Consider the following 12,328-nt stretch of genomic DNA (forward strand, 5'->3'; position numbering starts at 1 on the left):
ATGCCAATAATTATTGTGGCGCTGGTGGCGCTTATCGCGGCGGGACTTGGCGGTTGGTACTGGTACAAAAGCCAGCAAGACCAAGGCCTGACACTGTATGGAAACGTGGATATTCGCACCGTTAATTTGAGCTTCCGCGTTGGCGGGCGTCTTGCGGCGTTACAGGTTGACGAAGGTGATGCAATCAAAGCCGGGGAAACGCTGGGCGAGTTGGATCAAGGGCCGTATCAAAACTCATTGCTGCAAGCGCAGGCGAATGTCGCAGCAGCGCAGGCAAAATTTGATTTGATCATCGCCGGTTACCGTGACGAAGAAATAGCTCAGGCAGCAGCGCAGGTAAACCAGGCACAGGCCGCTTTTGATTACGCGCAAAACTTTTATCAGCGCCAGCAGGGTTTGTGGGCACGCCGGGTTATTTCTGCCAACGACCTGGAAAATGCCCGCTCATCGAGCGACCAGGCAAAAGCGACGCTGAAAGCCGCGCGCGATAAGTTAAGCCAGTATCGCACCGGTAACCGCCCGCAGGAAATTGCCCAGGCACAAGCCAGCCTGCAACAGGCAAAAGCGCAGCTTGCACAGGCGCAATTGGATCTACAAGACACCACGCTGATCGCACCATCTGACGGCACGCTGCTGACCCGCGCGGTTGAACCAGGCACCATGTTGAACGCCGGAAGCACCGTGTTAACCCTCTCCCTCACCCGCCCGGTTTGGGTGCGTGCTTATGTGAACGAAGTAAGCCTGAATCAAGCAAAACCAGGCACAGAACTGCTGGTTTATACCGATGGACGCCCGGATAAGCCGTATCACGGCAAGATTGGCTTTGTCTCCCCAACCGCTGAATTCACTCCGAAAACTGTCGAAACACCTGATTTACGCACCGACCTGGTTTATCGCCTGCGAATTATCGTCACCGATGCCGACGACGCGCTGCGCCAGGGAATGCCTGTCACCGTGAAATTCAATGACGAGAAAGCGCATGAGTAGCCAGGACGGTATCATTCGCCTGCAAGGGATAATGAAGCAGTTCCCCGGCCAGGAAAAACCTGCTGTGGCACGCCTTGAGTGCGAGATTCATACCGGTTCAGTGACAGGTCTGGTCGGCCCGGATGGCGCGGGGAAAACCACGCTGATGCGCATGCTGGCGGGGCTGTTAAAACCAAGCGAAGGGAGTGCCAGCGTAATCGGGCTCGATCCCATAGAAGATGACCGCGCGTTACATGCGGTTCTGGGATACATGCCGCAAAAGTTTGGCCTGTACGAAGATTTAACCGTGATGGAAAACCTGACGCTGTACGCCGACTTACGTGGCGTAACCGGGGAGGAACGCGAAAAAACATTTAAGCGGCTGCTGGAATTTACTGCCCTTGGCCCTTTTACCACGCGGCTTGCCGGGAAGCTCTCCGGCGGGATGAAGCAAAAGCTCGGCCTCGCCTGCACACTTGTCGGACAGCCAAAAGTGCTATTGCTTGATGAACCCGGCGTTGGCGTCGACCCGATTTCGCGTCGTGAATTATGGCAAATGGTGCATGAACTGGCAGGCGACGGCATGCTGATTCTTTGGAGTACCTCATACCTCGACGAAGCCGAACAGTGCCGCGACGTGCTACTGATGAACGAAGGCGAGCTGTTGTATCACGGTGCCCCTAAAGAACTGACGCAGCAAATGGCTGGACGCTCACTACTTGTAACTCATAGTGATGAGAACAACCGCAAGTTGCTGCAACGCGCGCTGAAATTGCCGCAGGTCAGCGATGGCGTGATTCAGGGCCGTTCGGTGCGTCTGATACTCGCCAAAGACACCTCCGTTGAAGAACTCACCCAGGCGCTGAATGTGCCGCCAGAAAATATCTCACAAACCGAACCACGCTTTGAAGATGCGTTTATCGACCTGCTAGGCGGCGCGGCAACCCAGGAATCTCCGCTGGGGAAAATTCTGCATACAGTGGAAGGAAAGCCTGGGGAAACCGTTATCAAAGCCGAATCGCTCACCAAAAAATTCGGTGATTTTGCTGCCACGGATAACGTTGATTTTACCGTTCAGCGAGGGGATATTTTTGGTCTGTTAGGGCCAAACGGTGCCGGGAAATCCACCACTTTTAAAATGATGTGCGGCCTGCTGGTGCCAACGTCTGGCAAAGCGCTGGTGCTGGATATGGACTTGAAAACCAGCTCTGGAAAAGCTCGCCAGCATCTTGGCTATATGGCACAGAAATTCTCGTTGTACGGCAACCTTACCGTGGAACAAAACCTGCGATTTTTCTCCGGCGTGTATGGCCTGCGCGGCAAAGCTCAGGAGGAGAAAATTAACCGTATGAGTGAAGCTTTCAGTCTAAAACCCATCATGAACAGCTCAACAGATGCGCTACCCCTGGGCTTTAAGCAGCGCCTGGCGCTGGCCTGTTCGCTGATGCACGAGCCAGATATTTTGTTTCTTGATGAACCAACATCGGGCGTTGACCCGATCACCCGCCGTGAGTTCTGGCTGCATATCAATAGCATGGTGGAGAAAGGCGTGACCGTTATGGTGACCACGCACTTTATGGATGAAGCCGAATACTGTGACCGAATCGGGCTGGTGTATCGCGGTAAGTTAATAGCCAGCGGCACACCGGATGACCTGAAAGAACAAGCCGCCGACGACGAGCAAACTGACCCAACTATGGAGCAAGCATTTATTACGCTTATCCATCAATGGGATAAGGAGCACGAAAATGAGCGAGCATAATCAAGCTGTTTCCTGGCGGCGCGTACGCGCTCTTTGCGTGAAAGAAACGCGCCAGATCGTGCGCGACCCAAGCAGTTGGTTGATTGCGGTGGTTATCCCACTGTTGTTACTGTTTATTTTTGGCTATGGCATCAACCTCGACTCCAGCCGTCTGCGAGTTGGCGTGCTGCTGGAGCAGCAAAGCGAAGAAGCGCTGGATTTCGCCCATACCATTACGGCCTCACCCTATATCGACCCGACCATCAGCGATAACCGCCAGCATCTGATTCAACTGATGCAGGCAGGGAAAATTCGCGGGCTGGTGGTTATCCCTACTGATTTTGCGCAGAACATGGCGCGCGCCGGGGCTACCGCACCAGTGCAGGTCATTACCGACGGCAGTGAACCCAATACCGCCAACTTCGTGCAGGGATACATGGAGGGGATTTGGCAAATCTGGCAACAACAGCGGGCGGAAGACCGGGGGGAGAAGTTTGAGCCGTTAATTGACGTGCAACTACGTTATTGGTTTAACCCGGCGGCCATTAGTCAGCATTTTATTATTCCTGGAGCCATTACCATCATCATGACGGTGATTGGTGCGATCCTGACCTCGCTGGTGGTGGCGCGCGAATGGGAACGCGGCACCATGGAAGCGCTTCTGTCCACACAAGTGACGCGCACAGAATTATTGCTGTGCAAACTACTGCCCTATTACGTGTTAGGCATGCTGGCGATGCTGCTGTGTATGTTGGTGTCGGTGTTTATTCTTGGCGTGCCTTATCGCGGTTCGTTACTGATTTTGTTCCTGATAACCAGCCTGTTTTTACTCAGCACACTCGGTATGGGGCTGCTGATTTCCACGATTACCCGCAACCAGTTTAATGCAGCCCAGGTGGCGTTAAACGCCGCGTTTCTACCGTCGATTATGCTGTCGGGCTTTATCTTCCAGATTGACAGTATGCCGGCGATTATCCGCGCGGTGACCTATATCATTCCGGCGCGCTATTTCGTCAGTACGCTGCAAAGCCTGTTTCTGGCGGGTAATATTTCGACCGTTTTGATTATCAACACACTGTTTTTGATTGCCTCGGCGGTGATGTTTATCGGCCTGACGGCACTGAAAACCAAGCGCCGTCTTGATTAGGTACAACTGACTAAAGGCGTAATTGTTGCAGCCAGTTTGGGCGCGGACAGCGCGGAGGAACCGGAGCGTACATGAAGTACGTGAGGATTCCGAGCACTGATCAAACCCAAAATGGCAAATAAAATAGCCTGTTAATGGGGAAAGTGATGCTATATCGACTCTGGACTCTGATTCGCAAAGAATTGCAATCCCTACTGCGCGAACCGCAAACGCGGGCGATCTTGATTTTGCCTGTGGTATTGCAGGTGGTGCTGTTTCCGTTCGCCGCAACGCTCGAAGTGACTAATGCGACCATCGCCATTTATAACGAAGACAACGGCAGCCACTCGGTTGAATTGACTCAGCGTTTTGCGCGCGCTAAAGCGTTTAGCCATGTGTTGTTGCTAAAAAGCCCGCAGGAGATCCAGTCGACTATCGACAACCAAAAAGCGTTGCTGCTGATTCGCTTCCCGGCAGAGTTTTCACGCGATATTGCCAGCCAGCAACCGGCAAAACTGCAAATTATTCTCGATGGGCGTAACTCCAATAGCGCACAGATTGCGGCAAATTATCTGCAACAGATCGTCAAGAATTACCAACAGGAACTGGTCTCCGGGCAGCCAAAACCGAATAACAGCGAACTGGTGGTTCGCAACTGGTACAACCCAAATCTGGATTACAAATGGTTCGTGGTGCCGTCGCTGATTGCGATGATCACTACCATCGGCGTGATGATTGTTACTTCGCTTTCCGTGGCTCGCGAACGTGAACAAGGCACGCTTGACCAACTGCTGGTTTCCCCACTGGCGACCTGGCAAATATTTGTCGGCAAAGCGGTACCTGCGCAAATTGTGGCGATTGGCCAGGCAACCATCGTTCTGGGGGTTGGGATATGGGGTTATCACATTCCGTTTTCCGGCTCGCTGCTTTTGTTTTACTTCACGATGCTGATTTATGGCTTGTCGTTGGTGGGGTTTGGGTTGCTGATCTCATCGCTATGCTCAACACAACAACAAGCGTTTATTGGAGTGTTTGTCTTTATGATGCCAGCGATTTTGCTGTCGGGTTATGTGTCGCCTGTCGAGAATATGCCAGTGTGGCTGCAAAACCTAACATGGGTAAATCCGATACGGCATTTCACCGATATTACTAAGCAGATTTATTTGAAGAACGCGAGTTTTGACATTGTGTGGGGAAGTGTGTGGCCACTATTGGTGATAGCAGCCACAACGGGTTCAGCGGCGTACTGGATGTTTCGGCGCAAAATCGCCTGAGGCCTTATCTTTAACCAGCAGTGAATAAATAATCGGCCCGGCAATCATTGCCAGGCCTGCGCCTGCCAGCAGGAATTTGTTTTCGACCACGCGTGACAACAGCCACAGCACGATCATCGCATTACCGAAATACCAGGTGGTAGTCAGCTCTTCAAGAAAATCACCAATGTCACGTAACCGCCCGGTGCGTACACGCTGGAGGGCGAACATTAAAATTACTGTTGCTGCATACAGCAAACATAAGCCAATCCCGACCGGTATGAGGGAGGCAGTTTTCCAGCCAACGAGCAGTAAACAAAGCACAGAAAGATGCAGCATTATCTGCCAGCAGCTTAGGCCTGTTGTCACTTGTACACGTTGTTGCCATTTCATTATTTCTCTCCTGGCCGCTATTTCCTGTCATTCAGAGTACCGCAGTATGCGGAAAATTCCGTAACCCGGCACCTATTTGTGACAGAGACTACACTTTATTTTCATCAGGATGTTAACAATGCCGGGAGAAGCATGAGTAATAAGGCTCAGCACCTATCCTTTAAAGTGCTCACAATTAATACACACAAAGGCTTCACCGCACTCAACCGGCGTTTTATTTTGCCTGAGTTGCGTGATGCAGTACGTGCAGCTTCTGCTGACATAGTCTGTTTGCAGGAGGTGATGGGTGCTCACGAAGCACACTCACTGCATGTTGATAACTGGCCGGATACCAGCCACTACGAATATCTCGCCGATACAATGTGGAGCGATTTTGCCTACGGCCGCAACGCGGTTTATCCCGAAGGGCATCACGGCAATGCGGTTTTATCTCGCTTCCCCATCAGCCAATATGAAAATCGCGATATTTCGGTAGAAGGCCACGAAAAACGCGGCATGCTGCACTGCCAGATAAACCTACCGGGTGCCAATATTCGTGCGCATGTCATTTGTGTGCATCTCGGTTTGCATGACGCTCACCGCCAGGCTCAGCTCAATATGCTCTGCCAACTGGTTAATGAACTGCCAGAAGGCGAGCCAGTAGTTGTGGCTGGCGATTTTAACGACTGGCAGCAACGCGCTAACCGGCAATTAAAGCAAACCGGATTGGATGAGGTATTTACCCGTGCAACCGGCCGTCCGGCACGCACCTTCCCTGCTCGCTTTCCGCTGCTTCGCCTCGATAGAATTTATGTGAAAAATGCGTCCGCGAGTGCACCAACGGCGCTGCCATTGCGGCAGTGGCGACATCTCTCCGACCATGCGCCATTAGCCGTGGAGATTCATATATGAAAAATAACTGGCGTGACGGGAACCGAATTACATTACTCGAAAACGGTGACCAGTTTTTCCCGGCTGTATTTAAAGCCATAGAACATGCCCGCAGCAAAGTGATTCTCGAGACATTCATCTGGTTTGAAGATGATGTTGGAAAGCAATTACATGAAGTTTTGCTTAATGCTGCCCGTCGCGGCGTGAGCGTCGAAGTCTTGCTTGATGGCTATGGTTCGCCAGATTTAAGCGATGATTTTGTCAGCCAACTGACTACCGCAGGAGTGATGTTCCGCTATTACGATCCGCGCCCGCTGGTATTTGGTATGCGTACTAATTTGTTCCGTCGTATGCACCGCAAAATCGTGGTGGTGGATGGCATCGTTGCATTTGTCGGCGGTATTAACTATTCCGCTGAACAGATGAGTGATTACGGCCCAGAGGCGAAACAAGATTACTCGGTCAAAGTTGAAGGGCCCGTGGTGGATGATATTTACCAGTACGTGATTTCTAACCTGCCCGGTCACGACGATAAACGCCACTGGTGGCGACGCCGCCGTAACCCAGCGCAAGAAAACCTGACGCCCGGTGAAGCACAAGCATTGTTTGTATGGCGAGATAACAACCAGCACCGCGATGATATCGAGCGTTATTACCTGAAAATGCTCAGCAAAGCGAAGCGTGAAGTGATTATTGCCAACGCCTATTTCTTCCCCGGCTACCGGCTGCTCCATGCAATGCGTACTGCATCTCGCCGTGGCGTATCGGTGAAATTGATTGTGCAAGGCGAGCCTGACATGCCGATTGTCAAAGTCGGTGCACGCCTGCTGTACAACTACTTAGTGCGTTCCGGAGTGAAAATCTATGAATATCACCGCCGCCCACTACACGGCAAAGTCGCCATCATGGATGACCATTGGGCAACGGTCGGCTCCAGTAATCTTGACCCGTTGAGTTTGTCGCTAAATCTTGAAGCGAATTTGATTATTCACGACCGCACATTCAATGACACGCTGCGTGGCAATCTAACCGGGTTGATTGCCAAAGATTGCCACCCGGTTGTCGAATCGATGCTGCCAAAACGCACCTGGTGGAATTTGGGTAAGAGCGTGCTGGCATTCCACTTCTTGCGCCACTTCCCGGCGATGGTCGGCTGGTTACCTGCGCATACGCCAAAACTTGCGCAAGTGATGCCACACGCGCAGCCACATATGGAAACGCAGGATCGGGTTGAGACAGATAATCCAGGGGTGAAATACTGATGTCGCACTCGCATCCAAAATGGCGCAAAGCGAAGAAGATACTCACCTGGCTGTTTTTCATCGCCGTTATCGTGCTGCTGACGGTGTATGCAACGAAGGTTGACTGGGAGGAGGTCTGGAAGGTTATTCGTAACTATAACCGTCTGGCACTGTTTAGCGCAGTCGGTCTGGTCATTTTGAGCTACCTGATTTACGGCTGTTACGATTTACTGGCGCGGTCGTATTGCGGACACAAACTGGCAAAGCGCCAGGTGATGTTAGTGTCGTTTATCTGTTATGCATTCAACCTCACGCTAAGTACCTGGGTTGGCGGCATCGGCATGCGTTACCGCCTTTATTCACGGCTTGGGCTGCCGAGTGCGACGATTACGCGCATCTTCTCATTGAGTATTTCCACCAACTGGCTGGGCTACATTTTGCTGGCGGGGGTGATTTTTACCGTCGGCGTAGTGCAATTGCCGGATCACTGGTACATCGACGAAACCACTTTACGGATTTTGGGTGGCGTATTGCTGGCAATCATCGCGGTTTATCTGTGGTTTTGTGCCTTCGCCAAACATCGCCATATGACGATCAAAGGCCAGCGCCTGGTGCTGCCATCGTTTAAATTCGCGCTGATGCAACTGGTGATCTCAAGCAGTAACTGGATGGTGATGGGGGCGATTATCTGGCTGTTGCTCGGCCAGCAGGTGAACTATTTCTTCGTGTTGGGCGTGTTATTAGTGAGCAGTATTGCCGGGGTGATTGTGCATATTCCCGCCGGAATCGGCGTGCTGGAAGCGGTGTTTATTGCTTTGCTGGCAGGCGAGCATGTCACGAACGGCAAGATTATTGCGGCATTGCTGGCGTACCGAATGCTCTATTACATCGCGCCGCTGATACTGGCGATTGTTTGCTATTTAGGGCTTGAGAGTCGGGCGAAGAAGATGCGCGTGAAGAACGAGAAGAATATTCAGGAGAGTTCGTAAGAATTAGGGTGGATGTCGCTTACGCTAATCCACCCTACATAATCATCGAAATTAACGGCGGTTGCCGAAAATACGCAACAACATCAAGAACAAGTTGATGAAGTCGAGATACAGGGTCAATGCGCCAAGAATTGAATATTTGCGCATAGTTTGCGTATCACGGGTATCAATTTGCTCACCGATGTTTTTCAGCTTCTGGGTGTCATAAGCCGTCAGACCCACAAACACAATCACGCCGATATATGTTACAGCCCACATCAGCGCCGTGCTTTTCAGCCACATGTTCACCAGTGAAGCCAACACAATACCGATCAGCGCCATAAACAGCATATTGCCAAAACCGCTGAGATCACGCTTGGTGGTGTAACCGTACAGGCTCATGGCCCCGAACATGCCGCCTGCAACGACGAAGGTGCTGGCGATAGACGAGTAGGTGTAGACGATAAAAATGCTGGAAAGCGTCAGACCCGTTAATGCCGAATAGAGCATAAACAAGCTGGTTGCCATACCTGCGCTGAGCTTATGCACCATGCCCGAGAGCACAAACACTAAACCCAACTGAACGATGATAAGCCCGAAGAAAGTGATTTTACTGGAAAAAACGAATTCCATTACTGCTGGCGTATTCGCAGCATACCAGGCGACAAATGCCGTCAGTAACAGGCCGCAGGTCATCCAGCCATAAACTTGTGCCATATATGCCTGCAAGCCGGTACGGGCCTGCTGCACGATGGTGTCATTGGAACGTGGGAATCGATCCATGATGCTTCCTTAAGTGAATTACGTTGACCGAATTTCAGGCTTGATAGCCTGTACCTTAAGATTAACACAACTGCGCGAAGGCGCCTGTTACCAGCGTTTGGCCGCCTGCTTATCACTTTCGCGTGATTCGACCCAACGGTCGCCTTCAGCAGTGGCTTCGCGCTTCCAGAACGGCGCACGCGTTTTCAGATAATCCATAATGAATTGTGCAGACTCGAATGCCGAACTACGGTGCGCGCCGGTGACCCCGACAAAAACGATTTCATCACCCGGCCATAGCTCACCAATACGGTGAATCACACTGACACGTTGGAGCGGCCAGCGATTACGCGCTTCTTCGATAATTTCCGCCAGCGCTTTTTCGGTCATGCCGGGATAGTGTTCGAGCGTTAAAGCGCTGACGCTATCGCCAAGATTATGGTTGCGCACTTTACCGGTAAAAGTCACCACAGCACCGTCTTCATCGCACTGCGCGAGCCACTGGTACTCATCACCCACGTTGAAGTTTTCATGGCTGACGCGGATTCGGGTGTTCTCCATTTCAGCCTCCGGTAACCGGTGGGAAGAAAGCAACTTCATCACCGTCGGTAAGTGGATGGTCGAAACTAACCAGCGTCTGGTTCACGGCAGCCAGTAATTTCCCGGACTCTAATGCCAGCGCCCAACGATCGCTTTTGGTTGCAAGGCTCTCACGCAACTGTTCAACATCGCTAAAAATGGCGTCTAGTTGCAGTTGGTCACAATCGACCAATTCACGCACCTGGGCAAAAAACAGAACTTTAATCATTGCTCTCAACCTTAAAGTCGCCAGACTTACCGCCACTTTTTTCCAGCAAACGCACCGGGCCAATCACCATGTCTTTTTGCACGGCTTTGCACATATCGTAGATGGTTAACGCGGCGACGGATGCTGCGGTCAACGCTTCCATTTCAACACCCGTTTTGCCCGTCAAACGGCATACAGATTCAATACGCACGCGGTTATGTTCAGGTTCAGCAGCTAAATTGACTTCGACTTTGCTAAGCATTAACGGGTGGCAGAGCGGGATCAAATCCCAGGTGCGCTTCGCAGCCTGAATCCCGGCAATACGCGCCGTGGCAAATACATCACCTTTGTGGTGGCTGCCTTCAATAATCATGGCGAGCGTTGCAGCTTCCATGGTGATAAACGCTTCCGCACGCGCCTCGCGCACGGTTTCTGCCTTGGCGGAAACATCAACCATGTGCGCTTCGCCTTGCGCATTAATATGAGTCAGTTGCGACATAGTTTATTTCTTGAGATGTGGGTGGAAATTACAAGGGCGCACGCGGGCATCCAACTGTGGCTGAATGATATTTTCCCACGCGGTATGACATGCTTTGGTTGAACCTGGCATAGCAAAAATCAGCGTATGGTTCGCGATACCTGCCAGCGCGCGCGATTGCAGCGTTGATGTACCGATTTCTTCAAAAGAGAGCATACGGAACACTTCACCAAAACCTTCGATTTCACGGTCAAACAGCGGCAGAAGCGCTTCCGGGGTCTGGTCGCCATCGGTAAAACCGGTGCCGCCGTTAATCAGCACGACCTGCACTTCTTCATCGGCAATCCATTGGGAAACCTGGGCACGAATTGCGTAGCGGTTTTCTTTCACAATCGCTTTGGCAACAATGTGGTGGCCCGCGTCAGTTGCTGCTTCACGCAGATAATGGCCGGAGGTGTCGTCGTCTTCGCCACGGCGGCTTGAGACGGTCAGAATGGCAATATTTACCGGGACAAATTCGCTACTTATCTGGCTCATTGTTATCTTCCTTTTTATACCCAAAATTATTGGGGTCCAGCGGGTTTTAGCCGCCGATATAAGACAGGTTTTGAGTGATGCCGGTATCACCGTCATGCAGGAAATGGGTCTGTTTTTTGTGCGTTAAGGCTTCAGCAATGCGCGCCTCAAGCTCGTCGATTTGCCCGTCATCAGCTAACAGGTCACGCAGGGAAATGCCCTGTTCACCAAACAAACACAGATGCAGGTTGCCGACTGACGACACGCGCAGGCGGTTGCAACTGGCACAGAAATCTTTTTCATACGGCATGATCAGGCCAATTTCGCCTTGATAATCCGGGTGGCAAAAGACCTGCGCCGGGCCGTCGCTGCGGCTGCGAAGCTGGTGAACCCAGCCGCGAGCCAGAAGTTGGTCGCGAATGGTTTTGCCAGAAATGTGGTGTTTGCGGAACAAATCGCCGCCGTCGCCGGTTTCCATCAGCTCGATAAAGCGTAGTTGGATTGGACGGGGTTTGATCCACGCAAGGAAGGTATCGAGTTCGTGGTGGTTTACGTCGCGCATCAGCACTGTGTTCACTTTTACACGTTCAAAACCTGCGGCAAAAGCGGCATCAATGCCATCCATCACCTGGCGGAATTTATCCTGCCCGGTAATAGCATGGAATTGGCGAGCATCGAGGCTATCGACACTGACATTCACTGCGGTGAGCCCTGCATCGCGCCACTGCTGAATATCACGTGCAAGGCGATAGCCGTTAGTTGTCACGGCAATCTGGCGAATACCAGGGTTTTCACGCACAGCAGCGATAATGTCAGTGAAGTCTTTACGCAAAGAGGGTTCACCACCTGTCAGGCGTACTTTTTCAGTACCCAGGGCGGCAAAAGCGCGCGTTACACGGCGAATTTCATCGACGTTGAGGAAACTTTTGTTTGCCACGCCATGAGGCTTGTAGCCATCCGGCAGGCAATAGTTGCAACGGAAATTGCAAACGTCGGTAATAGACAGACGCAGGTAAAAAAACTTACGAGCGAATGCATCGGTAAGTTGAGTAGCCATGTACACCTTCCAAATACGGGAGATGCAGTCATTTCTTTCTGCACCCTGGTGACTCAAGGTCACGGCCAAAGCACCGTATCTTTCGACTTAGGTCCAGAGGCTTAGTGTGTTTTAGAGCGATAAGCGATAGTAGCGCGTGACGGCGTTAACTGCCATAACAGCTTTCGATA

Annotated in this window: 14 protein-coding genes and 1 riboswitch; of the genes, 7 read left to right on the forward strand and 7 right to left on the reverse strand. The window is 51.7% G+C overall.

The genetic code is table 11. From position 1 onward, the window contains the following. The 4 genes from hlyD (at position 1) to GC128_RS01515 (ending at position 5,107) form a co-directional block, all read left to right on the forward strand. On the forward strand, positions 1–987 hold the full coding sequence (hlyD, locus tag GC128_RS01500; RefSeq protein ID WP_407643432.1) for a secretion protein HlyD: 987 nt from the start codon (positions 1–3) through the stop codon (positions 985–987). Beyond that, positions 980–2,728, forward strand: a complete 1,749-nt coding sequence (locus GC128_RS01505; protein WP_151992798.1) for an ATP-binding cassette domain-containing protein — start codon at positions 980–982, stop codon at positions 2,726–2,728. The genes hlyD and GC128_RS01505 overlap by 8 nt, the downstream gene beginning before the upstream one ends. Next, the gene (locus GC128_RS01510) at positions 2,715–3,854 is read left to right on the forward strand and encodes an ABC transporter permease (RefSeq protein WP_151992799.1); all 1,140 of its coding nucleotides are present in this window, start codon (positions 2,715–2,717) and stop codon (positions 3,852–3,854) included. The genes GC128_RS01505 and GC128_RS01510 overlap by 14 nt, the downstream gene beginning before the upstream one ends. A gap of 146 nt (positions 3,855–4,000) precedes the next feature. Beyond that, positions 4,001–5,107, forward strand: coding sequence for an ABC transporter permease (locus GC128_RS01515; protein ID WP_151992800.1), 1,107 nt, complete (start codon positions 4,001–4,003; stop codon positions 5,105–5,107). Here the strand turns inward: GC128_RS01515 and GC128_RS01520 are convergent. Continuing rightward, complete coding sequence (locus tag GC128_RS01520) at positions 5,069–5,479, reverse strand: YbhQ family protein (protein WP_151992801.1); 411 nt, start codon at positions 5,477–5,479, stop codon at positions 5,069–5,071. The two genes, GC128_RS01515 and GC128_RS01520, sit on opposite strands and share 39 nt — an antisense overlap. 132 nt (positions 5,480–5,611) lie before the next feature. Between GC128_RS01520 and GC128_RS01525 the strand changes: the two genes are divergently transcribed. The 3 genes from GC128_RS01525 to GC128_RS01535 are packed head-to-tail and all read left to right on the forward strand — an operon-like array spanning position 5,612 to position 8,579. Continuing rightward, entirely contained in the window at positions 5,612–6,370 is a 759-nt protein-coding gene (locus tag GC128_RS01525; RefSeq protein WP_151992802.1) for an endonuclease/exonuclease/phosphatase family protein, read from the forward strand. Further along, positions 6,367–7,611 (forward strand): cardiolipin synthase ClsB, encoded by a 1,245-nt coding sequence (clsB, locus tag GC128_RS01530; protein WP_151992803.1) that lies wholly within the window; start codon positions 6,367–6,369, stop codon positions 7,609–7,611. The genes GC128_RS01525 and clsB overlap by 4 nt, the downstream gene beginning before the upstream one ends. Next, the gene (locus GC128_RS01535) at positions 7,611–8,579 is read left to right on the forward strand and encodes a lysylphosphatidylglycerol synthase domain-containing protein (RefSeq protein ID WP_151992804.1); all 969 of its coding nucleotides are present in this window, start codon (positions 7,611–7,613) and stop codon (positions 8,577–8,579) included. The genes clsB and GC128_RS01535 overlap by 1 nt, the downstream gene beginning before the upstream one ends. 51 nt (positions 8,580–8,630) lie before the next feature. On the opposite strand, the gene GC128_RS01540 is transcribed toward GC128_RS01535, so the two are convergent. The 6 genes from GC128_RS01540 to moaA form a co-directional block, all read right to left on the reverse strand. After that, positions 8,631–9,341, reverse strand: coding sequence for a Bax inhibitor-1/YccA family protein (locus tag GC128_RS01540; protein WP_034456535.1), 711 nt, complete (start codon positions 9,339–9,341; stop codon positions 8,631–8,633). Positions 9,342–9,428: 87 nt separating this feature from the next. Continuing rightward, complete coding sequence (gene moaE, locus GC128_RS01545) at positions 9,429–9,881, reverse strand: molybdopterin synthase catalytic subunit MoaE (RefSeq protein WP_151992805.1); 453 nt, start codon at positions 9,879–9,881, stop codon at positions 9,429–9,431. A gap of 1 nt (position 9,882) precedes the next feature. Further along, positions 9,883–10,128 carry a molybdopterin synthase sulfur carrier subunit gene (moaD, locus tag GC128_RS01550; RefSeq protein WP_151992806.1) on the reverse strand — a complete coding sequence of 82 codons (246 nt, stop codon included), beginning with the start codon at positions 10,126–10,128 and terminating at the stop codon, positions 9,883–9,885. Further along, complete coding sequence (gene moaC, locus GC128_RS01555; protein ID WP_151992807.1) at positions 10,121–10,606, reverse strand: cyclic pyranopterin monophosphate synthase MoaC; 486 nt, start codon at positions 10,604–10,606, stop codon at positions 10,121–10,123. The genes moaD and moaC overlap by 8 nt, the downstream gene beginning before the upstream one ends. Before the next feature lie 3 nt (positions 10,607–10,609). Continuing rightward, positions 10,610–11,122, reverse strand: coding sequence for a molybdenum cofactor biosynthesis protein B (gene moaB, locus GC128_RS01560; protein ID WP_151992808.1), 513 nt, complete (start codon positions 11,120–11,122; stop codon positions 10,610–10,612). A gap of 46 nt (positions 11,123–11,168) precedes the next feature. After that, positions 11,169–12,158 (reverse strand): GTP 3',8-cyclase MoaA, encoded by a 990-nt coding sequence (gene moaA / locus GC128_RS01565; RefSeq protein ID WP_151992809.1) that lies wholly within the window; start codon positions 12,156–12,158, stop codon positions 11,169–11,171. Further along, positions 12,146–12,277: riboswitch (molybdenum cofactor riboswitch) on the reverse strand. (Overlaps the previous gene by 13 nt.) Between the last annotated feature and the right edge of the window lie 51 nt (positions 12,278–12,328).

Source organism: Buttiauxella massiliensis (assembly GCF_902500225.1).
Lineage (GTDB): Bacteria > Pseudomonadota > Gammaproteobacteria > Enterobacterales > Enterobacteriaceae > Buttiauxella > Buttiauxella massiliensis.